Origin of the sequence: Streptomyces adustus, assembly GCF_009377175.1 — a bacterium.
Classification (GTDB): Bacteria; Actinomycetota; Actinomycetes; order Streptomycetales; family Streptomycetaceae; genus Streptomyces; species Streptomyces adustus.
This window is the reverse complement of sequence record NZ_VJZD01000030.1, coordinates 31,019-55,807: the sequence shown is the minus strand read 5'-3', so window position 1 is coordinate 55,807 and position 24,789 is coordinate 31,019. Positions and strand designations below refer to the sequence as shown.

The window sequence follows — 24,789 nt, the reverse complement described above, 5'->3', positions numbered from 1 at the left end:
CCCGCCGCTCCCGCCGCCTCCGCCGCTCCGGCCGTTCCCGCCGACCGGCCCGTGTACGTCATAGGCGCCGGCCCCGGCGGGCTCGCCGTCGCGTACGCGCTGCGCGCCCGCGGCGTCCGCGCCGTCGTCCTGGAGAAGTCCGACCAGGTCGGCGCGTCCTGGCGGCGCCATTACGACCGGCTCCACCTGCACACCACCCGGCGGCTGTCCGCCCTGCCGGGGCTGCCCATCCCGCGCCGCTTCGGCCGCTGGGTGTCCCGCGACAACGTGGTGCGCTATCTGGAGAAGTACGCCGAACACCACGAGCTGGAGATCGTCACCGGAGTCGAGGTCTCCCGCGTCGAGCGCTCGCCCGACGGCACCGCCTGGCTGCTGCACGCCACCGGCGGCCGTGAACTGACCGGCGCCGCGGTGGTCGTGGCCACCGGCTTCAACCACACGCCCCACATCCCCGACTGGCCGGGCCGCGATTCCTACACCGGCGAGCTACTGCACGCCGGCGCGTACCGCAACGCCGAGCCCTACGCGGGCCGGGACGTGCTGGTCGTCGGGATCGGCAACACCGGCGCCGAGATCGCCGTGGACCTGGTGGAGGGCGGCGCCAAGCGGGTACGGCTGTCCGTCCGCACGGCCCCGCACATCCTGCGCCGCTCGACGGCCGGCTGGGCCGCCCAGTACACCGGTGTACTGGTACGGCGACTGCCGGTCGGGCTCGTCGACCGGCTGGCCGGGCCGGTCGGCAAGCTCAGCGTGCCGGACCTCTCCGCCCACGGCCTGCCCCGCCCGGACACCGGCCTCTACAGCCGCGTCACCGCGGGGTCGATCCCGGTCCAGGACGTCGGCCTCATCGACGCCGTGCGCAAGGGGAAGGTCGAGATCGTGGCCGCCGTGGACGGCCTGGAGGACGACGAGGTCGTGCTCGCCGACGGCAGCCGCATCTCGCCGGACGCCGTCGTCGCCGCCACCGGCTATCTGCGCGCGCTGGAGGACCTGGTCGGCCACCTCGACGTGCTCGACGCCCGGGGCCGCCCGGTCGTGCACGGCGCCCGCACCCCGCGCAACGCTCCCGGCCTGTACTTCACCGGCTTCACCAACCCGATCAGCGGCATGTTCCGCGAGCTGGCGATCGACGCGGAGAAGATCGCGAAGGCCGTCGCGGGCGGCGCGGCGGGCACCGAGGCGGGGCAGGTGTCCCGCCTCCCGAACTGACCCGGTACCGGCGCACGCCCCGCCCGCCGTCCGGCCCCGGCCCCACGGCGAGCGGGCGGCCGCCCGTTCTTTGCGTGCACAGCCATTCCTGACGGATCGTCAATTCAGTAATCTGACAGTGCGTCAGTTATTGGCTGTCACACAGGAGCGGGCGGACCGATGCTTGGATCAACCCACGGCACCCTCACCACCGACTCCCGCCGGGCCCGCGTCATCGCGTGCGGCGAGCCCCCGGCGCCGGCCGTCCACGGCCGCCCGGCCGACGTGGACGACCTCGACGTCGGCGGACGCCCGCTGTACGCCGCCGTCCCCGACCTGGACCGCCTCTTCCGGCCCGAGTCCGTCGCCGTGGTCGGCGCCTCGGACGCCGACGGCCGGCCCAACACCGGCATCACCCGGCAGTTGCTCGCCTGGGCGGAACGGGTGGGCGCGCGGCTGCACCCGGTCCACCCCACCCGCGCCTCGGTCTTCGGCATCCCCTGCCTGCCGTCCGTCGCCGAGCTGCCCGGGCAGGTCGACCTCGCCGTGCTCCTGGTCGCCGATCCGCTCCCGGTGGTCGAGGAACTTGCCGAGGCCAAGGTGCGGTTCGCGGTGGCCTTCGCCTCCGGGTTCGCGGAGACCGGGGCGGCGGGCGCGGCCGCGCAGGCCCGGCTGGCGGACGCCGCCGCCCGGTCCGGGGTGCGGCTGCTCGGACCCAACACCAACCTCAACGCCTTCGAGCACTTCCGGGACGACCTCGAAGGACCGGCGATCGCCCTCATCACCCAGTCCGGCCACCAGGGCCGTCCCGTGTTCGCCCTCCAGGAGCTCGGCATCCGCCTCTCCCACTGGGCGCCCACCGGCAACGAGGCCGACCTGGAGAGCGCCGACTTCATCTCGTACTTCGCCGAGCGGCCCGAGGTCGGGGCCATCGCCTGCTATGTGGAGGGACTGAAGGACGGCCGTTCCTTCCTGCTCGCCGCCGACCGGGCCGCCCGGCGCGGGGTGCCGGTCGTCGCGGTCAAGGTGGGCCGCACGGAGACCGGCGCCCGCACCGCCGCCTCCCACACCGGCAAACTGACCGGCTCGGACGCGGTGGTGGACGCGGCGATGCGGCAGTTCGGGGTGATCCGGGTCGACGGTCTCGACGAGCTCCAGGACACCGCCGCCCTGCTGGCCCGGGCCCGCGCCCCGCTCGCGGACGGGGTCGTCGTCTGCTCCATCTCGGGCGGCACGGGTGCGCACGTCGCCGACCTGGCGACCCGGGCCGGGCTGCGGCTGCCGGTGCTGTCCGAGGCCAAGCAGGCCGAACTGCACCAGTGGATACCCGAGTACCTGAGCGTGGCCAACCCGGTCGACAACGGCGGGCATCCGGTCGGCGACGAACGCGGCCGGAAGATCATCGACGCGATCCTCGACGACCCGGCGGTCGGCGTGCTGATCTGCCCGGTCACCGGCCCCTTCCCGCCGCTGAGCGACCGGCTGGTCCAGGACCTGGTGGACGCGGCCGAACGGACGGACAAGCTGGTGTGCGTGGTGTGGGGGTCGCCGGTCGGCACCGAGCCGGCCTACCGCGAAGTGCTGCTCGGCTCCTCGCGGGTGGCCACCTTCCGTACCGTCGGCAACTGTCTGGCGGCCGTGCGCGCCCACCTCGACCACCACCGTTTCGTACGCGCCTACCGCTCGCCCTTCGACGAGGCGCCGCGCACCACCTCCCCCTCCTTCCGCAAGGCGCGCGCCCTGATGCGGCCGGGCGAGCAGCTCAGCGAGCACGCGGCGAAGCAGCTGCTGCGCGCCTACGGCATCCGGGTGCCCCGCGAACAGCTGGTGACCAGCGCGGCGGCGGCCGTGCGCGCGGCCGGGCTGGTGGGCTACCCGGTGGTGATGAAGGCGTCCGGCGCGCGGATCGCCCACAAGACCGAACTGGGGCTGGTGAAGATCGGTCTGACCTCGGCCAGCCAGGTCCGCGACGCCTACCGCGAGCTGACGGAGATCGCCCGCTACGAGGACGTGCCGCTGGACGGCGTGCTGGTGTGCCAGATGGTGGAGCGGGGCGTGGAGATGGTCGTCGGCGTCACCCACGACGACCTGTTCGGGCCGACCGTGACCGTGGGGCTCGGCGGGGTGCTGGTGGAGGTCCTGCGGGACACGGCCGTGCGGGTGCCGCCCTTCGGCGAGGACCAGGCCAGGACCATGCTCACCGAACTGCGCGGCCGGGCCCTGCTCGACGGGGTCCGCGGCCGCCCGCCCGCCGATGTCGACGCCCTGGTCGAGGTCGTGTTGCGGGTGCAGCGCATGGCCCTGGAACTCGGCGGCGAACTCGCCGAGCTCGACATCAATCCGCTGCTGGTGCTGCCCCAGGGGCAGGGCGCGGTGGCCCTGGACGCCCTGGCGGTGTGTCGCTGAGATGAGCGCGACCGAATCCGCCGGGTCCTGGGTCCTGCACAGCGTCGAGGACCAGGTCTGCCGCATCACCCTCAACCGGCCCGAGGCCCTCAACGCGCTCACCCCCGACCAGCGGGAGCGCGTCATCCGGCTGCTCGCCGACGCCTCCGCCGACCCGCAGGTGAGAGCCGTGGTGGTCACGGGCACCGGCCGCGGCTTCTGCGCGGGCGCGGACCTGCGGGGCGCTCCGCCGGCCGGGGAGCGGGTCGCGGGCGATGTCGCCCGTACGCTCCGGCTGGGCGCCCAGCGGCTGATCGCCGCCGTCCTGGACTGCGAGAAGCCGGTGCTCGCCGCCGTGAACGGCACGGCGGCCGGTCTCGGCGCCCATCTCGCCCTGGCCTGCGATCTCGTGCTCGCCGCGGAGTCCGCCCGGTTCATCGAGGTGTTCGTACGACGCGGCCTGGTCCCCGACGGCGGTGGCGCCTATCTGCTGCCCCGGCTGGTCGGACCCCAGCGCGCCAAGGAGCTGATGTTCTTCGGCGACGCCCTCACCGCGCCGGACGCCGAGCGGCTGGGCCTGGTCAACCGGGTCGTCCCGGACGAGGAGCTGGCCGCGACGGCCCGGGCCTGGGCCGACCGGCTCGCCGCCGGTCCGACCCGGGCCCTCGCCCTGACCAAGCAGCTCGTCAACGCCTCGCTCGACGCCGACCGCGCCACCGCCTTCGCCGCGGAGGCCGCCGCGCAGGAGATCAACATGACCACGGCGGACGCGCGGGAGGGGGTGGCGAGCTTCGTGGAGCGGCGGGGGCCCGGGTTCCGAGGCCGCTGACCTCCTCGAAAACGGCTCCCGGTGCCCCGCACACCCCTTCCCATCTGACGCATCGTCAGCTTCAATGGTGGATGTGATGGGACACGCGGGGATGGCGGCAGCCGCCGTCCGTTGGCTCAGGTCGGCCGAGGCCGCGCCGGCTGCGCACGTGGAGGCGCTGCCGCGGCCGGAGTTGCGGTGTGTCGGCGAGGACGAGCGGGCGCCGGTCGACAGCGCCGAGTTCCGGCGGGTGCTGGGGAACTTCGCGACCGGCGTGACCGTGATCACCGCGCCCGCCGCGGACGGCGGGGGCTCCCCCGCCGGTTTCGCCTGCCAGTCCTTCTCCTCGCTCTCCCTCGACCCGCCGCTGGTCGCCTTCATGGTCGGCCGTACGTCGACGACCTGGCCGCGCATCGCCCGCGCCGGGGTCTTCTGCGTCAACGTCCTGGACGAGTCCCAGGACGAGCTGTGCCGCGCGTTCGCGGTGAGCGGCGCCGACAAGTTCGCCGGGGTCGCGCACGAACCGGCCCCGGTCTCCGGCGCACCGCGCCTGGCCGGGGCGCTCGCCTGGGTCGACTGCACCGTGCACGCCGTGCACACCGGCGGCGACCACCTCATCGTGGTCGGACGGGTGGACGCCCTCGGCACCGGCGAGGCCCCCGACGGGGGCGGCGGACCGCTCCTGTTCCACCGGGGGCGCTTCGCGCGGCTCGGACCGGCCCGCTGACCCGTCGGAGCCGGTCCGCCGGCTCTCAGGCCATCGCCGGCAGCGTCGGCATCGGCGCCGGCCGCCGCCTGATCACCAGGGCCATCAGCGCCGCCGCCGCGCACAGCGCGCCGGACGCGTACCAGACCACGTCGTACGAGCCGAAGGCGTCCCGGGCGACACCGCCGAGGAAGGCGACGAGCGCGGCCCCCACCTGGTGGGAGGCGAGCACCCAGCCGAAGACGATGGCGCTGTCGTCGCCGTACTGCTCCCGGCACAGGGCCAGGGTGGGCGGCACGGTGGCGACCCAGTCGAGGCCGTAGAAGACGATGAAGAAGATCATCGGCGGGTGCACGGCGGGCGCCAGCAGCATCGGCAGGAACAGCAGCGAGACGCCCCGCAGCGCGTAGTACACGGCCAGCAGGCGGCGGGGTTCGAAGCGGTCGGTGAACCAGCCCGAGGCCACCGTGCCGACCACGTCGAAGACACCGATCACCGCGAGCAGCGAGGCGGCCGCGGTGATGGGCATGCCGTGGTCGTGCGCGGCGGGCACGAAGTGGGTCTGCACCAGGCCGTTGGTCGAGGCGCCGCAGATCGCGAAGGTGCCGGCCAGCAGCCAGAAGGGGCCGGTGCGCACCGCCGAGAGCAGGACGGTCACGGCGCGGCGGGCGGCACCGGGGACGGGCTCGGGCTTCGGCACGAACTCCGCGGACCCGTACGGCTTCTGCCCCACGTCCGCCGGGTGGTCCCGCAGCAGCAGCCAGACGAAGGGGACGACGGCCAGGGCCGCGAGGGCCACCGTGACGGCGGCCGGCCGCCAGTCGTGCTTCTCGACGATCCAGGACAGCAGCGGCAGGAAGATCAGCTGGCCGGAGGCCGAGGCGGCGGTGAGGATGCCGGTGACCAGGCCCTTGCGGGCCGTGAACCAGCGGTTGGTGACCGTCGCCGCGAACGCCAGCGCCATCGAGCCCGAGCCGAGGCCCACCAGCAGGCCCCAGCACAGCATCAGCTGCCAGGCCGCCGTCATCCACACCGTCAGGCCGGAGCCGACCGCGATCACGGTCAGCGCGACCGCGACCACCCGCCGGATGCCGAAGCGGTCCATCAGCGCGGCGGCGAAGGGCGCGGTGAGCCCGTACAGCGCGAGGTTGACGGAGACGGCGGCGCCGACCGTGCCGCGCGACCAGCCGAACTCCTGGTGCAGCGGGTCGATGAGCAGACCGGGCAGGGAGCGGAAGGCCGCCGCGCCGATGATCGTGACGAAGGTGACGGCGGCGACGAACCACGCGCGATGGATGCGGGACCGGCGTGCGGGCGGGGTGTCCGCCACGATGGCTGCGGCTTCGGATGTCTGGGTCACGTCGTAGAGCATCCAGTGCGCGACCATGACAAACGAGTGGCCGGAAGGACAGCATTCGCTAGGATCGGGCCATGACCCGTGAGCGTGCGTTCCGCCCCCACCGTGTCGTCGTGCTCGCCCTCGACGGGCTGCTCCCCTTCGAGCTGGGCATCCCGCACCGCATCTTCGGACGGCCCAAGGACGCCGCGGGACGGCACCTGTACGAGGTCGTCACCTGCTCCGTCCGGCCGCCGGGCCCGGTCGAGACCGACGCCGACTTCGCCGTCCAGATCGCCCACGGACCGGAGGTCCTGGCCACCGCCGACACGGTCGTCGTCCCGGCGTCGTACGAACTGGGACCGGTCTACGAGCAGGGCGTGCTGACCGACGAACTGGCCGCCGCGCTCGCGTACATCCGGCCCGGCACCCGGCTCGCCTCCATCTGCACCGGCGGCTACGTCCTCGCCGCCGCCGGCCGGCTCGACGGCCGTCCGGCGACCACGCACTGGGCCGACGCCGCGCACTTCGCGCGCCTCTTCCCCAGGATCAAGGTCGACGCGGACGTCCTGTTCGTCGACGACGGCGACGTGCTGACCTCGGCGGGGGTCGCGGCCGGCATCGATCTGTGCCTGCACATGGTCCGCCGCGACCACGGCACCGCGGTCGCCAACGAGGTGGCCCGCCGGACCGTCGTACCGCCGCACCGGGACGGCGGGCAGGCCCAGTACATCCACCGGCCCGTGCCCGACCCGCAGGTGTCGGGGACGACCGCCGCCCGCGCCTGGGCCCTCGGCCGCCTGCACGAGCCGCTCCAGCTGCGCGACCTGGCCGCCCAGGAGTCCATGTCGGTACGCACCTTCACCCGCCGCTTCCGCGAGGAGGTCGGCGTCAGCCCGGGGCAGTGGCTGGCCCAGCAGCGGGTGGAACGGGCCCGGCACCTCCTGGAGTCCACCGATCTGTCGGTCGACCAGGTGGCCCGGGACGCGGGCTTCGGCACCGCCCAGTCGATGCGCCAGCACCTACAGACGGCGCTCGGGGTCACCCCCACCGCGTACCGGCGGACGTTCCGGGTCGGCGGCAGCGGCGACGACGTGCGGCCCGGCGACGACGCCGTCGGCGACGGGAGCCCCGTCGGCGCCGGTGCGGGCAGCGAGGCCGACCTGCGCGTCGCGCACTGAGCGGCCGTCCCGCCGGGCCTCGCCCCACCAGCCGAGCGCCGTCAGCACGAGGGTCAGCGCCACCCCGGCCAGGATCGCCGTCGACGGCGCCACGAACCGGAGCAGGGCGCCGGCCAGGGAGCCGGTGGCCGCGTACCCCGCGCCCGCGGCCGCGTACATGACCGAGTAGCCCGCGGCCAGGGCGCCCGGCGGAAGGGCCTCGCGCAGGGAGAGGTTGCGGGTGAGCATCGCCCCGGACTGGAGGGCGCCGCCCACGGTCAGCGCGATCGCGATGCCCGCCGGATGCGGGAGCAGCGCGGCGAACGTGATGCACACCGAGGTGCCCGCCATCAGCACCACACTGCGGGTACGCAGCCGTCCCGGCCAGTTCCGCAGGCCGTAGGCGAACGCGCCCAGCCCGGCGCCCACCGACATCCCGGCCAGCAGCGGGCCGGACCAGCCGACGCCGACGCCGCGCTGTTCGAGCAGGGCGGGCAGGACGAGTTCGCTCAGGCCGAGCAGGGTCAGACTGGCCGCGCCCGTGACGTACACCGGCCAGGCGTCGAGCAGCGGCCGCCGCCGCTCCACCCCGGGCCCGCCGCCTTCGCCTGTTCCCCGTCCGTCGTACGGGGCGTCCTCGCCGCCCGCGCCCCAGCCGGCCGGGAACAGCCGCAGGCCGGCCACCGACGACGCCATCAGGGCCGCCGCCAGCAGCAGCGGCACCCGCGGCGCGACCCCGAGGGCGAGCCCGGCGACCGCGGCCGGGGAGACCGCCCACACCCCGGCCGACAGCATCGACTCCACGGACAGCGCCTGGGCCGCAGCCCGCGCCGGGACCAGCTCGGTGAGCAAGGTGCGCAGACCGCCGGTGACGGCGGCCGGGGCGGCACCGGCGACGCACGCGAACCCGGCCAGGACGGCAGCCGGGGCGGCCGGGAACAGCCCGAGCCCCAGGAAGCCGGCGCTTCCGACGGCGAGCCCGGCGGACAGCTGGGCGCGGGTCCGCTCCGGCCGCAGCCGCGTCCCGAGCACCGGGGCGCCGACGATCTCACCGATGACGTACGCCGCCGCGAGGACCGCGCCCAGGGAATAGCCGCCGGGCCGCTCGCGCGCCAGGAAGACCAGGGCCAGCGGGGCCATGGCCACCGGCATCCGGGCGCCGACGGCGGTACAGGCCCAGGCCAGTACCCGCCTGGAGGCGATGTCGCGATAGGTCATGCGCAGACGGTACGGGCCGGGGCCGACGACGCCCCGGGGTTTTTCCACGGCTGTGGACGACTGCCGGTCGCCGTCAGAACGTGAGCACCCCGCGGGCCACCCGGCCCGCCTCCGCGTCGGAGCGTGCCTTCTCGAAGTCCTCGACCGGATAGGTGGCCGTGACCAGTTCGTCGAGCAGCAGCCGGCCCTGCCGGTACAGCTCGGCGTACAGCGCGATGTCGTGCTGCGGGCGGGAGGAGCCGTAACGGCAGCCGAGGATCGCCTTGTCCAGGAAGAGGGAGGAGACCTTGAAGGACGCCTCGGCCGTCGCCGGGGGCACCCCGAGCAGGATCGCCTGGCCGTGCCGGTCCAGCAGGTCGATCGCCGCGCGGATCAGCTCCACCCGGCCGACGCACTCGAAGGCGTGGTCCGCGCCGGTCGGCAGGACGTCCCGCACGCCCTCGGTGGAGGTGAGGAAGTCCGTCGCCCCGAACCGCCGGGCCATCGCCTCCTTCTCCGGGTTGGCGTCCACCGCCACGATCCGCAGCGCGCCCGCGATCCGCGCGCCCTGGAGCACGTTGAGGCCGATCCCGCCGGTGCCGATCACGAGCACGCTGTCCCCGCGGTCCACGCGCGCGCGGTTGAGCACGGCGCCCAGCCCGGTCAGCACCCCGCACCCGATCAGTGCGGCGGACGGCAGCGGGATGTCCTTCGGGATGCGCACGGCCTGCACCGCCTTCACCACCGTCCGCTCGGCGAAGGCCGAGTTGGCGGCGAACTGGTACACCGGGCGGCCGTCCCGGGAGAACGGCCGCCCGGGCCGGCCGATGGCCTGCCGGCACATCGTCGGCCGGCCCCGGTCGCAGTCCGCGCACGTCCCGCAGTTCGCGAGCGTCGACAGGGCCACGTGGTCCCCGGGCACCACATGACCGACCCCCGCGCCCACCGCCTCGACCACGCCCGCGCCCTCGTGCCCCAGCACCACGGGCACGGGGAAGGGGATGGTCCCGTCCAGCACGGACAGGTCGCTGTGGCACAGGCCCGCGGCGGAGACCGCGACCAGCACCTCCCCGGGTCCGGGATCCCGTACCTCCAGGTCGTCCGCGACCCGGACCTGCTTCCCGTCGTAGATCACGCCTCGCATCACGCGGCTCCCTTGGGCTCCCTGGGCAGGCCGAGCACGCGCTCGGCGATGATCGTGCGCTGGATCTGGTCCGAGCCGCCGTAGATGGTGTCGGCCCGGGAGAACAGGAACAGGTGCTGGAGCGCGTCGAGTTCGTACGGCGCCGCGGGCGACCAGTCCACCGGCCCGACGGTCGCCGCCGCGCCGCGCGCCAGCATGGCCAGCTCCCCGAGCCGCTGGTGCCAGCCCGCCCACAGCAGCTTCGCCACGCTGGGCGCCCCCGCGTCGCCGGTGCTGCCGAGGGTGCGCAGCGCGTTCCAGCGCATCGCGCGCAGCTCGGCCCACTGGCGCACCAGCAGGTCCCGTACGACGGGATCGTCCGCCGTGCCGGTCTCCACGGCCGTGCGCACCACCCGCTCCAGCTCCGCGGCGAACCCGATCTGCTGGGCGAGGGTGGAGACGCCCCGCTCGAAGCCGAGCAGACTCATCGCGACCCGCCAGCCGCCGCCCTCGCCGCCGACGACGTGCTCCACGCGCGCGCGTGCCCCGTCGAAGAACACCTCGTTGAACTCGCTCGTGCCGGTCAGCTGCCGGATCGGGCGGACCTCGATACGGCCCGGCTGGTCCATCGGCACGAGCAGGAGGCTCAGTCCGTGGTGGCGGTGCGAGCCGGGCTCGGTACGGGCCAGCACGAAGCACCAGTCCGCCTCGTGCGCGAGGGAGGTCCAGATCTTCTGTCCGGTGATCCGGTAGTGGGTGCCGGCCGGCTCACGGGCGGCCGCGGTGCGCACGCCCGCCAGGTCGGAGCCCGCGCCGGGTTCGCTGTAGCCCTGGCACCACAGTTCGTCGCCCGCGGCGATCGGGGGCAGGAAGCGGGCCTTCTGGTCGTCGGTGCCGTGGGCGAGCAGGGTGGGGGCGAGGAGGTTCTCGCCGATGTGCCCGGAACGCGGGGGCGCGGCCGAGCGGGCGTACTCCTCGGCCCAGGCGACCTGCTGGGTGAGGGTGGCGGTGCGGTTGCCGTAGCCGTCCTCGGGCCAGCCCAGGCCGATCCAGCCCGCCTTGCCGAGGGCGCGTTCCCAGCTACGGCGGTCACGGGCGTCGCCCGCGTGCGCGGCGAGCCATGCCCGTGCCTCGGCGCGGAACTCCTCGTCCTGCGGCGTGAACCCGAACTCCACGGTGACCTCCTCGGAAGGGACGCGGGACCGTTCTCGGTCAGGCGTTCGGCCGGGCTCCGTCCCGCGCCGCCCGCTCCATCGCCTCGACCCGCTCCAGCAGCGGCATCGGATCGGTCCCCACCGTCCCCGGCAGGAAGTCGGCGATCCGCTGCGGGGTCCAGGCGCCGTCGGCGTAGGCGGCCCGCAGCTCCCTGGGCTGCGCCCACACCGCGATCTTGGGTCCGGCGATCGTGTACACCTGGCCGGTGATGCGCTGTTCCCTGGCCCGGTCGGACAGCAGATAGACCACGAGCGCGGCCACGTCCTCCGGTTCGCCGATCTCGGTGAGCTCCATGGGCACGTTCGCCGACATCCGGGTACGGGCCACCGGGGCCACCGCGTTGGCGCTCACCCCGTACTTGTGCAGACCCAGCGCGGCGCTGCGCACGAGCGAGATGATCCCGCCCTTGGCGGCGCTGTAGTTGGCCTGCGAGACCGAGCCCTGGTGATTGCCGCTGGTGAAACCGATCAGGGTGCCGGAACGCTGCGCGCGCATCACCGCGGAGGCCGCCCGGAACACGGTGAAGGTGCCCTTGAGATGGGTGGCGACGACCGGGTCCCACTCCTGCTCGGACATGTTGAACAGCATCCGCTCGCGCAGGATCCCGGCCACGCAGACGACACCGTCCAGCCGGCCGTACGCCGACACGGCCGTGTCGACCACGCGCTGTCCGCCCGCCATGGTGGAGATGTCGTCGGCCACCGCGACCGCCGTCCCGCCCGCGGCCTCGATCTCCTTGACGACGGTCTCGGCGACCTCGCTGCTCGGTGCGGCGCCGTCCACGGCGACACCGAAGTCGTTGACGACGACCTTGGCGCCCTCGGCCGCCGCCGCCAGCGCCACCGCGCGGCCGATCCCGCGTCCGGCGCCCGTCACCGCGACGACCTTGCCTGCCACGAAGTTCCCCACGCCCGGCCCCTTCCCGCGTTATCTGACGGACCGTTAGATTTTATGACCGGTCGGATGCCTGGAGACAAGCCCCGGGGAGCACCCATGTCACTGCCGGACGAGTTCCACGAGATCGCCAAGCGCGTCAACAACTGGGGCCGCTGGGGGGCCGACGACGAGCGCGGCACCCTCAACCTGATCACCGACGAGGTCGTCCGGGAGGCGGCCGGGTGCGTGCGCACCGGGCGGCGTGTCCCCCTCGCCCTGCCGCTGCGGCAGGACGGCGTGCAGACCGGGATGATCCCGGGGCGGATCGACCCGCTGCACGTCATGGTGCAGATCAACCAGGAGATCTTCGGGCCGGGGACGGTGGCGTGCAGCGACGACGCCGTGACGATGGGGCTCCAGGCCGCCACCCACTGGGACGCGCTGCCGCACGTCTCGCACTCGGGCCGACTCTACAACGGCCGCCCGGCCGGCACGGTCACCGCGCACGGCGGCGCCGGGTTCGCCGGCATCGACAAGGCGGAGCACATCGTCTCGCGCGGGGTGCTGCTCGACGTGGCACGCGCACGGGGCGTCGACCGGCTGGCCGGCGGACACGCCGTCACCCCGGAGGACCTGGAGGCGGCCGAGGAACTGGCGGGCACCCGGGTGCGCGCCGGGGACATCGTGCTGGTGCGGACCGGGCAGGTCCGGCTCTGCCTCGCGGGCGACCGGCACGGGTACGCCCATCCGTCGCCGGGCCTCTCGGTGCGCACGCCGGAGTGGTTCCATGCGCGCGACGTCGCCGCGGTCGCGAACGACACCCTCACCTTCGAGGTGTTCCCGCCCGAGATCGACGACCTCTGGCTGCCCGTGCACGCGCTCGACCTGGTGGAGATGGGCATGCTCCAGGGCCAGAACTGGGATCTCGAAAAGTTGTCCACAGCCTGTGGAGAAGAAGGGCGCTACGCGTTCCTGCTCTCGGCGATGCCCGAGCCGTTCGCCGGCGCGACGGGGACGCCGGTGGCCCCGGTCGCGATCCTCTGACCGAGCGCGGACCGCCGGGCACGGGCCGACAGGCACGGCCCCACAGGCGCGGGCCGCCGGGCACGGGCCGACAGGCGCGGGCCCACAGACGCGGGCCCACAGACGCGGGCCGACAGGCGCGGGCCCACAGACGCGGGCCCACAGACGCGGGCCCACAGACGCGGGCCCACAGACGCGGGCCCACAGACGCGGGCCCACAGACGCGGGCCCACAGACGCGGGCCCACAGGCGCGGGCCCACAGGCGCGGGCCCACAGGCGATACGCGGGTCCGGCCGTCCACGGGCGGGGCCCGCCGGACGGGTTCGGCTGGCGGCGCGCCGCTGCCCGCCCCGAGCACGGCACCGCGCGCCGCCATCCGACCTCGGCGCACCCGCCCCGGTCCCTCTGCCCTGAGAAGAACGGCGCCGAACTCACGACCCGCCCGCGCCGAGGGCCCCCGTCACCGGGGCCCTCGCCGTCCCCCCGGCGAATCGCTGCCACAAGCGTGATCAAACGGACACGCCGCGTCAACACCCGATCGGGGATTTATCGCTTACGACCCGCTTTGCCCTGGGCGCGCACGGAAGCACATCCGGGCGCACACCGTCCCGGCCCTCACCGGACGACGACGCCTCACACACCCGGGCACCAGCGGCAACGGGTTTCCGTCCGCCGTGCGCCCGCCCTGCGCGCCCGCACCGGGCACGGTCACGGTCACGGCGACGGGCGCGGGTCACACGGCTTCGTAGGCCCCGTACACGAGTCCCTCGTAGCCCTCGCACGCCGCCACGCGGCGGCAGGCCGCCTTCGGGTCCTCGGCCTCCTCGGGCCGGTCCACCTCGCACCAGATGCGCTTGCCCGCGCCCTCGGGGCTCCAGCCCCAGCGGTCGGCGAGGCCGTCCACGAGGGCCAGACCGCGGCCGCCGGTCGCGTCGCCGTCGGCGCAGCGGGGCACCGGGGCCCGGTCGCTGGCGTCGGCCACCTCCAGCCGGACGGTGGCGACCTCGGCCGCCACGGCGGCCAGCGACAGGCGCAGCACGGCCGGCCGGCCGGTGTGCACGACGGCGTTGGTGACCAGCTCGGAGACGAGGAGCACGAGGGTCTCGGCGAGCGGTTCGTCGGCCTCTATCCCGGACCCGGCGAGCCGCGAGCGGGCCCACCTGCGGGCGCGCCCGACCTCGGCGGGGTCGGGCCGGATCTCCAGCTGCACTTGTAGCACCTGCACCGCTCACACCATCCGAACCGGCGGACACATGGCCTCGCGCCACGCGAGCGCCACGACGAGGGCCATGACGAGGGCCACGATCGTAGCCATTTTCAGCATGGCCAGGACAATGGCCGCAGCCAGGATCACTGATCGTGAATCCCTTGTAGGACAGCTTGGTTGACGTACAGTCACGCCAACAAGCGCTTCGGGCATATTCCAGCGCCAAGGAGTACCTGTCCGGCATACTGTGCGACCGATGCCCACGGAAGTCGAACAGGTGGGGAAACGCCGCTCGGGGCAAGCCCTTTCTGCCTTGCCGGCAGTGATGCGCACCGCCGGATCCGGGGCCACCCCTGGGGCGGCACCCGCATGGCTCGTACCCGGAACCACTCGCATCCCACACAAGGTACCGGAGCAAGGTGCCGACTCCGGGCCGTGACGAGCCCGCCCCTGGACACAACCCGATATCGACGCTCCGTAGTCCCGGAATGCCACGATCCGCGGCACTCCGGCGCGGCGCACCCCCTGAAGGGCGGTCCTCAGGCCGGTTCGGCGGCCAGATCGGCGGCGAGCAGTTCGGCGCCCTGGGCGCCGCCGCCCGCGCGCCGGGCCCGCACCCACGCCCGCTTCAGGTGCAGATGCACCTCGGACTCCCAGGTGAAGCCCATCCCGCCGTGCACCTGGAGGCAGTCGCGCGCGCCTCGTACGGCCGCCTCGTCGGCCAGCAGCCGGGCCGCGGCGATGTCGACGGGGTCGGCGGTGACGGCGGCCGCGTAGACCGCCGCGCGGGCCGGTTCGGTCCGCTCCAGGATCTGCGCACACAGGTGCTTGACGGCCTGGAAGGCCCCGATCGGCTGCCCGAACTGCTCTCGCGTCCGGGCGTGTTCCACCGCCAGTTCGCACACCCGCACGGCCGTGCCGAGCTGTTCGGCGGCCGTCAGCAGCACCGCGACGGGGTCGGGGGCGGCCTCCGGGCCGTCCGGCGCGGGCACCCGGTGCAGCGGCGTCAGCGGGTCCACGGAGGTCAGCGCCACGGCCTTCGCCACGTCGCCGAGCACCACGTCCGCCTCCGCCAGCCACTCCACGAGCACGCCGTCGACGGCCGCCACGACGACCTCCCCGGCGGCCGCCCCGGGCACCGTGCCCGCCGCGAGATGGGTGGCCACCAGGGGACCCGGCAGCAGGAACCGCCCCGCCTGCTCGAACGCCAACACCGCCTCGGGCAGTCCCAGTCCGACCCCGCCGTCCGCCTCCGGCACCCGCAGCGCGAAGAACCCGGCCGCGCCCAACTCCCGCCACAGCCTCCGGTCCAGGTCGCGCCGTTGGACGGCCGCGCGCAGCGCCTCGGCCCCGAAGCGCCGGGTCAGCAGCTCGCGCACGCCGGCCCGCAACGCCTCCTGGTCCCGGGTGAGTCGGAATCGCACGGTCCGTGTCACCGTCCCTTCGGCAGTCCGAGGATCCGCTCGGCCACGATGTTGCGCTGGATCTGCGAGGTGCCGGCCGCGATCGTGTAGGCCAGCGAGGACAGCCGGTCGAGCACCCAGGGCCGGTCGAGGTCGAGCGAGTCGGCGCCCAGCACGTCGGCCGCGGTGTCGTAGAGCTCCTGACGCGCGTGCGAGTACCTCAGCTTGAAGACCGAGCCCCCGACGCCGGGCACCGCTCCGCCCGCCGCCTCCGCCTCGCTCACGTTCCACTGGGTCAGCCGCCACAGCGCGCGGAACTCGGCGTTGAGCAGACCCAGCCTGCGCCGCAGCCCGGGGTCGTCCCAGCGGCCGTTGTCGCGGGCCGCGCGGGCGAGCTCGTCCAGCACCCGGCGGCAGGCCACCACCTCGCCCACGAACGCCGTGCCGCGCTCGAAGGACAGGGTCACCATGGTCACCCGCCAGCCGTCGTTCTCCGCCCCGACCCGGTTGGCGACCGGCACCCGCACCTCGTCGAGGAACACCTCGGCGAACTCGGCGGACCCGGCGAGCGTGCGCAGCGGCCGTACGGTGACGCCCGGGGCGTCCATCGGCAGGGCCAGCCAGGTGATACCCCGGTGCCTGGGCGCGGCCGGGTCGGTGCGCACCAACAGTTCGCACCAGTCGGCGACTTCGGCGTGCGAGGTCCAGATCTTGGATCCGCTCACCACGTAGTGGTCGCCGTCGCGGTGCGCGCGGGTGCGCAGCGCGGCCAGGTCCGACCCGGCGCCCGGCTCGCTGAAGCCCTGGCACCAGACCTCCTCGCCGCGCAGGACCGGCGGCAGCCAGCGGGCCCGCTGTGCGGCCGTGCCCTCGGCGGCGATGGTCGGCCCCGCGTGCAGCAGCCCGACGAAGTTGGCCCCCACATAGGGCGCCCCGGCCCGCTCGGTCTCCTCCAGGAAGATCAGCTGCTGGGTGGGGGTGGCGCCCCGGCCGCCCGCGTCGGCGGACCAGTCCAGCCCCGCGTACCCGGCGTCGTAAAGCATCCGCTGCCAGCCGAGGTCGTAGGCCCGGCGCGCCGGCCAGTCGCCGGGGGACGGCTTCGGCGGCAGCGCGGGCAGCACCCGCGCGAGCCAGGCCCGCAGCCCCGCGCGGAACTCCTCCTCCTCGGGCGTGTGGGAGAGGTCCATACGCCACCCGTCTGATAGTCCGTCAGATAGTCGCTGCCGAGCAGGCTAGCCGCGCACCCCTGGACCGACAAGGCGGCCGGGCCTACGCTCTGCCCACCATTTGACGCATCGTCAGCTATCTGTGGGGGCCGAAGTGGACGACACCGCACACACGCTGAGCTCCGCCCGCACCCTGTGGGACCTGGTGGTCCGCCGCGCCGGGCTCACCCCCGACCGGCCGGTGTTCCTCCAGGGCGAGCGCTCCTTGACCTTCGGCGGGCTGCGGGCACGGGCCGAGCGGGTGGCGGCCGGGCTGTACGGCCGGGGTGTGCGCCCCGGCACGGTGGTCGCCTGGCAGCTGCCCACCCGCGTCGAGACCGCCGTGCTGTCCTTCGCGCTGGCCCGGCTGGGCGCCGTGCAGACCCCGGTCATCCCGTTCTACCGGGACCGGGAGGTCGGCTTCGCCCTGCGCAAGTCACGGGCGGAGTTCTTCGCCGTTCCGGGCGTCCTGCGCGGCTTCGACCACACGGAGATGGCCCGGCGGCTGGGCGCGAAGAACGTCTTCGAGGTGTACGAGGACGAAAGCCTGCCCGACGGCGATCCGGCCGTGCTGCCGCCGCCGCCCGCCGAGGGGACCTCGGTGCGCTGGATCTACTGGACCTCCGGCACCACCTCCGACCCCAAGGGCGTGCTGCACACGGACCGCTCGCTGCTCGCGGGCGGATCCTGTCTCGCCCACGCCCTGCGGCTGTCGGCGCACGACGTGGGCTCGATGGCCTTCCCGTACGCGCACATCGCCGGCCCCGACTACACGGTGATGCTGCTGCTGTACGGCTTCCCGGCCGTGCTGTTCGAGCAGTTCGCACTGCCGGACGCGCTGGCGGAGTACCGCCGGCACGGGGTGACGGTGGCGGGCGGCTCGACGGCGTTCTACTCGATGTTCCTCGCCGAACAGCGCAAGCGGCCGAACGAGAAGGTCATCCCGACCCTGCGGCTGCTGGCGGGCGGCGGAGCGCCCAAACCGCCCGAGCTCTACCACAGCGTCGTACACGAGATGGGGGTGCAGCTCACCCATGGCTACGGCATGACCGAGGTGCCGATGATCACCATGGGGGCGCCGGACGACACGGCCGAGAACCTGGCCACGACGGAGGGGCGGCCCCCGGAGGGCATGGAGATCCGGATCGTGGACGGGGAGGTGCGGCTGAAGGGGGAGGCCGTCTGCCAGGGCTATCTGGACCCGGCGCAGACGGCGGAGGCCTTCGACGACGACGGGTTCCTGCGCACCGGCGACCTCGGGCATCTCACCGGCAGCGGCCATCTGGTCCTCACCGGCCGGCTCAAGGACGTCATCATCCGCAAGGGCGAGAACATCTCCGCCAAGGAGATCGAGGATCTGCTGCACGCCCACCCGGCGGTCGGGGACGTCGCGGTCGTCGGGCTGCCGGACGCCGAACGCGGGGAGCGGGTCTGCGCGGTCGTCGAACAGCCCGCGGGCGCCGCCCGGCTGACGCTGGAGGCGGTGACGTCGTATCTGCGCGAGGCAGGGCTGTCGGTGCACAAGCTGCCGGAGCAGCTGGAGGTGGTGGACGCCCTGCCGCGCAACGAGACCCTGCGGAAGGTCCTCAAGTACCGGCTCAGGGAGCGCTATTCGGGGACGGTGAAATAGCGGGCGAAGGCGGGCACGATCTCCGCCTCGCCGACTCGGCCGTCGCCGTCGATGTCGAGCTCGGCGGCCGTCGTACGCGCGATCTCCTCGGGCACGCCCAGGATCATCAGCACCCGCGCCGTGTCCGCGACGGCTGCCGTGCCGTCCTCGGCCGCCGCCAGGTCCAGGGCCGCGTGCAGGAAGGGGCGGGCGATCTCGCCGAACCGCTCGGGGTTGTCGCGCAGCCGCTTGACCGCGCCGTTGACGAACTCCTCCCGGGTGATGCGCTGGTCGCCGTCCCGGTCGGCCATGCCGGCCATGCCCTGCCAGAACGCCTCGGCACCCGCGTACAGGGCCTGTCCCTTGTCGGAGCGGGCCGCCGTGTCGAACTCCGCGAGCAGCGCCTTGGCCGCCGTGCTGAAGTCCTCGCGGTCGATGTAGCCGTTGCCGTCCTGGTCGAAGACGACGAACCGGGCCGCGATCCTGCGCTCGTACTCGCTGCTGACCATGTCTTCTCGGTCCGCCTTACCTCACGTCGGGTGCATCGGGTGCCTCTGACCGGGAGCGTACGACGCCGGAGGCCGTCCGGGAGGGGGAAAACGGCGCTTGCACCAAGACCGGGGAAATTCCGGGACAACGGTACGACCGCCGGCGGCAGCCCACCGCCGCCGTGCGGGCGGGGAGACCGCGCGCCGGCGCTCAGGCGGAGAGCGGGCTCGACTCCTCGGCGGCGACCGCAGCGTCGAGGTCCGGATGGACGTCGAACAGCCGCCGCACGCCCAGCGCGCCGAAGACCCGGTTGACGTGCGAGCCCTCCACCGCGCCCTGGGCGGGCAGGACCAGCCGCAGCCGGCCCTGGCAGGAGCGCAGCAGCCGGCGGGCCGCGATGAGGACGCCGACCCCGCTGGAGTCGCAGAAGTACACCCCGGACAGATCGAGGACGAGCCGGTGGCGGCCGTCGGCCACCACGTCGTGCACCCGCTGTCGCAACGTGGGCGACGTCACCAGATCCAGTTCGCCCGACACATGGAGCACGGCCCAGTCTCCCTGTGTGCCGTCGGTCACTTTGAACGCCACCACCACGCCCTTCGTCCGCCAAACGGAAGCTGTCCCATCACTTCCTTGCAGCGCGGCTGCCCAGCGGGCTGTTCCCTGAAACACCGACCAAAAAACGAAGACTGACCGAAGTCGGCTTGTTTCAATCGTCTTCGATCCTGTTCGATCGAGTCTGATCACCCGGATTTCGGGGAACCGGGCGATCGAAGCCTTTCCATGCGGGCCCCTGCCGGGTTCGCTACCACTCACGGCCGCTCCAGGGGCGCACATTGCAACAAAGGGGCGTGCGTTGTCGGACGTGCCGACTACATTCGAGGAGACGGTGGGCGCACGCTGATCTCAGGGACGAACCGGCGAGAGGGGCACGATGGCGAAGAAGGACGCACCGCCCCGCTGGGACCGCAAGATGCAGCAGCGGCTCGCCCGCGGCGAGTTCTACGACCGTTTCGCTTCACTTGTGCACGGTCTCGCTCATCGCGTGCTCGAAGACGACCAAGCCGCGGACAGTGTCACCCGCGAGGTCTTCACCCATGTCTGGGAACACCCGGACGCCTACGACCCGAAGACGGGACCCCTGCGCACCTGGGTGGCCGCCCTGACCCACCGTCTCGCCGTACAGCGGCTGCGCGCCACCGGAACCGCGGCGCTCACCGACGAGGACGGCGGGGCGAGCGCCGCGGAGCTGGAGCTCAAGGTGCGTCACGCCTCGGTCGCCGCCCGCGCCGACTACATCGTCCAGTCCATGCCCGCGCCCCTGCGGGCCGCCCTGGACCTGGCCTACTTCCAGCGCCGTGACTACCGCCAGACCGCCGCCGACCTCGGCGTCACCGAGGACGAGGCCCGCCGCAGGCTCCGCCTGGGCCTGCAACTGCTCTCCACCGCCCATGACGCGGGCGCCTCCGGGGCACCACCCGAATACGGAGGTGCCGCGTGAGCGGGGCGGACCGCTTCGACCCGGGCGACGAGAGCGCGCACGAGAAGCACGAGGACCTCGAAGGGCACGGGGGGCAGGACGGGGACGGAAAGAACGCAGAGGGCGAACCGGTGCAGAACGAGCAGGGAGAACGCGGGTCCGGCGGACCGGGCGGCCCCGACGGCGGACGGGTGCCGGACGAGGGCCGGCTGCGCATACCCACGCCCCGCGCCTCCGTCGAGGACACCGGGCTGCCGCTGCCCGCGCCCGCCGACCCTGCGCCCGGCGCCGCCCCGCTCGCCCTGGAGCACCCGGTCCTGAAGTCACTGCTGGGCGCCTGGGCGCTGGCGGCCTGCTCGGCCGAGGAGACGGCGGCCGTCGAGGAGCACCTGGGCGACTGCGGCTCCTGCGCGGACGAGGCCCGGCGGCTGCGCGAGGCGGTCGGCCTGCTGCACCCGCCCGAACCGCTGGACCTCGACCCGGGGCTGCGCACCCGGGTGCTGGCCGGCTGCCTGGCCCGGCGCCCGCCGCGCATCCCGGTACCCGACTGGGCCCACGCCTACGACGCCGAGACCGCCCGCCTCGACGCGCTGCTCCAGGACTTCGGGGACGCCGAGTGGCACGCGCCGGTGCGGCTGCGCTGGTTCGACGGGACCGCCACCGCGAGCCGCCGTACGACCGTCGCCGGGGTCATCGCGCATCTGCTGGCGGTCGACGGCCTCGTCGCGACCGCCCTCGGTCTCGACGACCCGGTGGCCGGCCTCCCGGCCGACCGGACCGCGTCACCGGGAACCCGCACGGAGGCGTACTGGCGGGCGTCCCACTTCCCGCCCACCCGCTCCGTGCGCACCCCGTGGCGCCGGCTGAGCCACGACATCGTCCGGACGGTGTCCTTCACCGGCGGGAGCGCCGGGAAGCTGGCGGTGTCCTACGGCGGCACCGGCGACGGCGGCGAGATCGCGCTGCCTCTGCGCGACGCGATGCTGGACCGCGCCTTCGAGTGCTGGGTGCACGCGGAGGACATCGCGGAGGCGGTGGACTACCCCTACGACCCGCCGTCCCCGCGCCATCTGCACCGCATGATCGACCTCGCGGCCCGGATGCTGCCGCTCGCCCTGGCCGAGCGCCGCCGCGCCGGACTCGCCACGCCGGGCCCGGGACGGCATCTGGTCCCGGCCGGCACCCCGGGACGCAGCCTGCGGCTGGAGATCGAGGGGAACGGCGGCGGGCAGTGGCTGATCCCGCTGGACTCCCCCGCGGCGACCACCTCACCGGACCACGAGGTGGCCCATGTCGCCCTGGACGGCGTGGAGTTCTGCCGGCTCGCGGCCGGACACGTGCCTCCGGAGGAGGCGGCCGCGGGGCAGGTCGGGGACCGCGAGGCGATCAGGGACGTACTGCTGGCCGCGGCCTCGCTGAGCCGTATGTAGCCGCCCGCGGCACGGGACCGCGCGGGCAGACGGGACTTTCGAAACACGCCCTAGGCGAAGACGACCGTCCGTCGGCCGTTGAGCAGGATGCGGCGCTCCGCGTGCCACTTCACGGCCCGCGCCAGCGCCTGGCACTCCACGTCGCGCCCGATCGCGACGAGCTGGTCCGGCGTGACGTCGTGGCCGACCCGCTCGACCTCCTGCTCGATGATCGGGCCCTCGTCGAGGTCGGCGGTCACGTAGTGCGCCGTCGCACCGATCAGCTTCACCCCGCGCGCATGTGCCTGGTGGTACGGCTTGGCGCCCTTGAAGCTCGGCAGGAAGGAGTGGTGGATGTTGATGATCCGGCCGCTGAGCGCCTTGCACAGGTCGTCCGACAGCACCTGCATATAGCGGGCGAGGACGACGAGCTCGGCGTTCTCCTCGCGCACCAGGTCCAGGAACCGGGCCTCCGCGTCGGCCTTGGTCTCCTTCGTCACCGGGATGTGGTGGAAGGGGACGTGGTACGAGCCGACGAGCTCGGCGAAGTCGGTGTGGTTGGACACCACGGCCGCGATCTCCACGGGCAGCGCGCCCGTGCTCGCCCGGAACAGCAGGTCGTTCAGGCAGTGCCCGAATTTGCTGACCATCAGGACGACACGCATCTTCTCCGCGGCCCGGTGGATCTGCCATTCCATACGGAAGGTGTCACCGATCGCCGCGAAGCTGGCCCGCAGCTTGTCCAGCGTCACCGGCGCCTCCGCCGTGAAGTGGACGCGCATGAAGAACAGACCCGTGTCGTGGTCGCCGAACTGCTGGCTGTCCTCGATGTTGCAGCCCGTCATGAACAGGTAGCTCGACACGGCGTGCACGATGCCCTGCTTGTCGGGGCAGGACAGGATGAGGACGTACTGGTCGGCCGGGGCCGCGGCTCGGGTGGACTGCTCATTCATGCAGGACAGGGTCCCATATCCGCCCCGCACCGGCCGAGCACCGTCCGCTACGCGGACCGCGTCATGATCTGGAGCACTTCGAGGGTGCGCGGCGGCGCGTCCGGGTCGTCCCCGTCGCTCACCGCGAGGCGCACATGGGCGTCGCGCGCCGCGCGTATCGCCTCCGGCCACGCCTCGTGGTCGACGTAGGCGGAGACGGGCGCGTCCGGGCCGACCTGGTGCATGATCCGCAGCACCCGCAGCACGGCGGTGTCGACGAGCGCCGCCTCCTGGGAGTCGCGGAAGATCGTGCCGACGTACTTCTCGGCCGACCAGTTGTCCAGCCAGGTGTCCTCGACCAGGCGGTACACGGCGTCGGTGACGTCACCGTAGCCGTCCACGCCGGCCAGCCAGACGTCCCGCTGGAACACCGGATCGGAGAGCATGTGCAGCGCGGAACGCACGTTGCTGCGCCAGCGCCACCAGGGCATGTCGTTCAGTGGCATGCCGCCCATGGTGGATGAGCGACGGCCGCGACGGGAAGAGTTCTCCGAACCTTGCACGGTCACCGATCGTACGTTCTTCCGCTCCGGCCCCTCGACACCCCCTGCAATTCACCTTGACGTCACCGCTCGTTGACCCGAGGTCACTCCACGGTTAGCGATGTGGCGGAATCGTGCATGCTCATGACTGGCAGGCAACACACGCGCAGCACCTTTCCTCCCCACACCAGCCGGCGCGCCAGAGCTGTCCGCCGCACCCTGGGTGTGCTGGTGGCATGCGCGTCCCTCACCGTCGGCTGCGGGGCCCTCCCCGGCACCGACGGAGCATCGGGAGACGACCCGATCACCGTGATGACCTGGGCGCCCCAGGACACGAACGCCACCAACAAGCCCGGTATGCCCGCCTTCGCGGCGGCGTACGCCCGGTACATCAACGCGCACGGCGGCCTGGCCGGGGGCCGCAAGCTGAAAGTCCTCACCTGCAACGAGAAGAACGACTCCGTCACCGCGGCGAAGTGCGCCCGGCAGGCCGTGAAGGCGAACGCCGTCGCGGTCCTGGGCTCCTACAGCCAGTACTCGGACTCGTTCTTCCCGCCGCTGGAGGGCGCCGGCATCCCCTACATAGGCGGCTACGGCATCACCAACTCCGAGTTCACCAGCCCGCTCTCCTACCCCGTCAACGGCGGTCAGGCGGTGCTGCTGGCCGGCCTCGGCAAGGAGCTCGCGTCGGCCTGCGGATCCGTCGCGCTCGTGCGCCCCGACAATGTCGCCGGGGACTCGCTGCCCGAGTTGCTCAACTCGGGACTGACAGCCGGCAAGCACGCGCCGACGGTCGACGTGCTGGCCGAGGACGACGCCACCGAGTACTCCACGCAGTCGCAGAGCGCTCTTCGCGAGGTCGCCACCTCCGGCGGCGGGAAGAACGACCAGGGGTGTGTGGTGCCCGCGCTCGGGGACGCCACCAGCACCTTCATGGACTCCTTCCGGCGTGACCGCGAGGACTACCCGGCCGTGCGGACCGCCACCGTGCTCGGCAGCGTCGACCAGACCGTGATCGACGCGTCCGGCGGGGCCTCGGGCCCGTACGAGGGCGCGTACATCACCGGCTGGTACCCGCCCGCGAACGACGGGCGCTGGGACAACATGAAGAAGGTGATCAGCGAGCAGGCCTTCTCCGACAACCGGATCGACCCCGCGGACGCCGGCGTGCAGACGACGTACATCGCGTACACCGTGTTCAAGCGGATCGTCGAGTCGCTGGCCGGCGGCGAGGTGTCCGCCGACACCGTGCGGCACGCGCTGGACGACGGCCTGGAGGTCGGTACGGGCGGGCTGACACCGACCCTGCGGTGGCGGTTCCAGGACCGTCTCGCCTCCGTCGGCTTCCCGCGCCTGACCAACGCCGACGTGACCGTCCAGGTCGTGACCAAGGGGCGGCTGGTCTCGGCCAGGAAGGGCTTCATCGACGTCACCGGGACGCTGGAGGCCGCGAAGCTCAGCTGACGTGCCAGGGCCGGGAGGGGGATCCCGGCCG

21 protein-coding genes are annotated in these 24,789 nt (G+C 73.5%); 10 read left to right on the top strand and 11 right to left on the bottom strand.

Annotated features, from left to right (window positions below):
• Window positions 1-51 precede the first annotated feature (51 nt).
• The 4 genes from FNH09_RS10545 (at window position 52) to FNH09_RS10530 (ending at window position 5,108) form a co-directional block, all read left to right on the top strand.
• Complete coding sequence (locus FNH09_RS10545) at window positions 52-1,209, top strand: NAD(P)-binding domain-containing protein (protein WP_162468375.1); 1,158 nt, start codon at window positions 52-54, stop codon at window positions 1,207-1,209.
• Between the two features lie 159 nt (window positions 1,210-1,368).
• Entirely contained in the window at window positions 1,369-3,594 is a 2,226-nt protein-coding gene (locus FNH09_RS10540; RefSeq protein WP_152886482.1) for an acetate--CoA ligase family protein, read from the top strand.
• 1 nt (window position 3,595) lies between these two features.
• Window positions 3,596-4,402 (top strand): enoyl-CoA hydratase/isomerase family protein, encoded by an 807-nt coding sequence (locus FNH09_RS10535; RefSeq protein ID WP_152886481.1) that lies wholly within the window; start codon window positions 3,596-3,598, stop codon window positions 4,400-4,402.
• Between the two features lie 64 nt (window positions 4,403-4,466).
• Complete coding sequence (locus tag FNH09_RS10530) at window positions 4,467-5,108, top strand: flavin reductase family protein (protein WP_238426595.1); 642 nt, start codon at window positions 4,467-4,469, stop codon at window positions 5,106-5,108.
• A 25-nt stretch (window positions 5,109-5,133) separates the two neighbouring features.
• On the opposite strand, the gene FNH09_RS10525 is transcribed toward FNH09_RS10530, so the two are convergent.
• Window positions 5,134-6,447 (bottom strand): MFS transporter, encoded by a 1,314-nt coding sequence (locus FNH09_RS10525; protein ID WP_162468372.1) that lies wholly within the window; start codon window positions 6,445-6,447, stop codon window positions 5,134-5,136.
• A 71-nt stretch (window positions 6,448-6,518) separates the two neighbouring features.
• On the opposite strand from FNH09_RS10525, the gene FNH09_RS10520 reads away from it, so the two are divergent.
• A complete protein-coding gene (locus tag FNH09_RS10520) occupies window positions 6,519-7,604 on the top strand; it encodes a GlxA family transcriptional regulator (protein WP_152886480.1) in 1,086 nt (361 codons plus the stop codon).
• Window positions 7,605-8,874: 1,270 nt separating this feature from the next.
• Here FNH09_RS10520 and FNH09_RS10510 read toward each other — a convergent pair.
• Genes FNH09_RS10510 through FNH09_RS10500 form a run of 3 tightly spaced genes read right to left on the bottom strand, consistent with a single transcriptional unit; the run spans window position 8,875 to window position 12,027 of the window.
• Window positions 8,875-9,924 carry a Zn-dependent alcohol dehydrogenase gene (locus FNH09_RS10510; RefSeq protein WP_152886479.1) on the bottom strand — a complete coding sequence of 350 codons (1,050 nt, stop codon included), beginning with the start codon at window positions 9,922-9,924 and terminating at the stop codon, window positions 8,875-8,877.
• Window positions 9,924-11,078 (bottom strand): acyl-CoA dehydrogenase family protein, encoded by a 1,155-nt coding sequence (locus FNH09_RS10505; RefSeq protein WP_162468371.1) that lies wholly within the window; start codon window positions 11,076-11,078, stop codon window positions 9,924-9,926. Before FNH09_RS10505 ends, FNH09_RS10510 begins: the two co-directional genes overlap by 1 nt.
• Before the next feature lie 37 nt (window positions 11,079-11,115).
• On the bottom strand, window positions 11,116-12,027 hold the full coding sequence (locus FNH09_RS10500) for an SDR family NAD(P)-dependent oxidoreductase (RefSeq protein ID WP_162468370.1): 912 nt from the start codon (window positions 12,025-12,027) through the stop codon (window positions 11,116-11,118).
• An 84-nt stretch (window positions 12,028-12,111) separates the two neighbouring features.
• Between FNH09_RS10500 and FNH09_RS10495 the strand changes: the two genes are divergently transcribed.
• Window positions 12,112-13,038 carry a cyclase family protein gene (locus FNH09_RS10495; RefSeq protein WP_152886478.1) on the top strand — a complete coding sequence of 309 codons (927 nt, stop codon included), beginning with the start codon at window positions 12,112-12,114 and terminating at the stop codon, window positions 13,036-13,038.
• Between the two features lie 713 nt (window positions 13,039-13,751).
• Here the strand turns inward: FNH09_RS10495 and FNH09_RS10490 are convergent.
• From FNH09_RS10490 to FNH09_RS10475, 3 genes are all read right to left on the bottom strand, one after another.
• Entirely contained in the window at window positions 13,752-14,228 is a 477-nt protein-coding gene (locus FNH09_RS10490) for an ATP-binding protein (protein ID WP_162468369.1), read from the bottom strand.
• Between the two features lie 536 nt (window positions 14,229-14,764).
• Window positions 14,765-15,649 (bottom strand): acyl-CoA dehydrogenase family protein, encoded by an 885-nt coding sequence (locus tag FNH09_RS10480; protein WP_162468368.1) that lies wholly within the window; start codon window positions 15,647-15,649, stop codon window positions 14,765-14,767.
• An 8-nt stretch (window positions 15,650-15,657) separates the two neighbouring features.
• A complete protein-coding gene (locus FNH09_RS10475; protein WP_152886476.1) occupies window positions 15,658-16,815 on the bottom strand; it encodes an acyl-CoA dehydrogenase in 1,158 nt (385 codons plus the stop codon).
• 133 nt (window positions 16,816-16,948) lie between these two features.
• On the opposite strand from FNH09_RS10475, the gene FNH09_RS10470 reads away from it, so the two are divergent.
• Window positions 16,949-18,463 carry an AMP-binding protein gene (locus FNH09_RS10470; protein WP_162468367.1) on the top strand — a complete coding sequence of 505 codons (1,515 nt, stop codon included), beginning with the start codon at window positions 16,949-16,951 and terminating at the stop codon, window positions 18,461-18,463.
• On the opposite strand, the gene FNH09_RS10465 is transcribed toward FNH09_RS10470, so the two are convergent.
• On the bottom strand, window positions 18,442-18,951 hold the full coding sequence (locus tag FNH09_RS10465) for an EF-hand domain-containing protein (protein ID WP_152886474.1): 510 nt from the start codon (window positions 18,949-18,951) through the stop codon (window positions 18,442-18,444). The two genes, FNH09_RS10470 and FNH09_RS10465, sit on opposite strands and share 22 nt — an antisense overlap.
• Before the next feature lie 190 nt (window positions 18,952-19,141).
• Window positions 19,142-19,525, bottom strand: coding sequence for an anti-sigma factor antagonist (locus FNH09_RS10460; protein WP_162468366.1), 384 nt, complete (start codon window positions 19,523-19,525; stop codon window positions 19,142-19,144).
• Between the two features lie 340 nt (window positions 19,526-19,865).
• Between FNH09_RS10460 and FNH09_RS10455 the strand changes: the two genes are divergently transcribed.
• Together FNH09_RS10455 and FNH09_RS10450 are read left to right on the top strand one after the other, a co-directional pair.
• Window positions 19,866-20,432 carry a sigma-70 family RNA polymerase sigma factor gene (locus tag FNH09_RS10455; protein WP_152886473.1) on the top strand — a complete coding sequence of 189 codons (567 nt, stop codon included), beginning with the start codon at window positions 19,866-19,868 and terminating at the stop codon, window positions 20,430-20,432.
• Window positions 20,429-21,841 carry a zf-HC2 domain-containing protein gene (locus FNH09_RS10450; RefSeq protein ID WP_338017530.1) on the top strand — a complete coding sequence of 471 codons (1,413 nt, stop codon included), beginning with the start codon at window positions 20,429-20,431 and terminating at the stop codon, window positions 21,839-21,841. The genes FNH09_RS10455 and FNH09_RS10450 overlap by 4 nt, the downstream gene beginning before the upstream one ends.
• A gap of 50 nt (window positions 21,842-21,891) precedes the next feature.
• Here the strand turns inward: FNH09_RS10450 and purU are convergent, their stop codons facing one another.
• Together purU and FNH09_RS10440 are read right to left on the bottom strand one after the other, a co-directional pair.
• Window positions 21,892-22,773, bottom strand: coding sequence for a formyltetrahydrofolate deformylase (gene purU / locus FNH09_RS10445; RefSeq protein ID WP_152886472.1), 882 nt, complete (start codon window positions 22,771-22,773; stop codon window positions 21,892-21,894).
• Between the two features lie 47 nt (window positions 22,774-22,820).
• Window positions 22,821-23,321: an SCO4402 family protein gene (locus FNH09_RS10440; protein ID WP_162468365.1), complete on the bottom strand. Its 501-nt coding sequence runs from the start codon at window positions 23,319-23,321 to the stop codon at window positions 22,821-22,823.
• Between the two features lie 117 nt (window positions 23,322-23,438).
• On the opposite strand from FNH09_RS10440, the gene FNH09_RS10435 reads away from it, so the two are divergent.
• Complete coding sequence (locus FNH09_RS10435; protein ID WP_152886470.1) at window positions 23,439-24,758, top strand: ABC transporter substrate-binding protein; 1,320 nt, start codon at window positions 23,439-23,441, stop codon at window positions 24,756-24,758.
• Window positions 24,759-24,789: the final 31 nt, after the last annotated feature.

Bases quoted from the DNA above. Each gene is read 5' to 3' on its own strand.
- FNH09_RS10540 (WP_152886482.1), top strand. From the start codon at position 1,369: ATGCTTGGATCAACCCACGGCACCCTCACCACCGACTCCCGCCGGGCC.
- FNH09_RS10465 (WP_152886474.1), bottom strand. From the start codon at position 18,951: ATGGTCAGCAGCGAGTACGAGCGCAGGATCGCGGCCCGGTTCGTCGTC.
- FNH09_RS10455 (WP_152886473.1), top strand. From the start codon at position 19,866: ATGGCGAAGAAGGACGCACCGCCCCGCTGGGACCGCAAGATGCAGCAG.
- FNH09_RS10535 (WP_152886481.1), top strand. From the start codon at position 3,596: ATGAGCGCGACCGAATCCGCCGGGTCCTGGGTCCTGCACAGCGTCGAG.
- FNH09_RS10520 (WP_152886480.1), top strand. From the start codon at position 6,519: ATGACCCGTGAGCGTGCGTTCCGCCCCCACCGTGTCGTCGTGCTCGCC.
- purU (WP_152886472.1), bottom strand. From the start codon at position 22,773: ATGAATGAGCAGTCCACCCGAGCCGCGGCCCCGGCCGACCAGTACGTC.
- FNH09_RS10495 (WP_152886478.1), top strand. From the start codon at position 12,112: ATGTCACTGCCGGACGAGTTCCACGAGATCGCCAAGCGCGTCAACAAC.
- FNH09_RS10510 (WP_152886479.1), bottom strand. From the start codon at position 9,924: ATGCGAGGCGTGATCTACGACGGGAAGCAGGTCCGGGTCGCGGACGAC.
- FNH09_RS10435 (WP_152886470.1), top strand. From the start codon at position 23,439: ATGACTGGCAGGCAACACACGCGCAGCACCTTTCCTCCCCACACCAGC.
- FNH09_RS10475 (WP_152886476.1), bottom strand. From the start codon at position 16,815: ATGGACCTCTCCCACACGCCCGAGGAGGAGGAGTTCCGCGCGGGGCTG.
- FNH09_RS10530 (WP_238426595.1), top strand. From the start codon at position 4,467: ATGGTGGATGTGATGGGACACGCGGGGATGGCGGCAGCCGCCGTCCGT.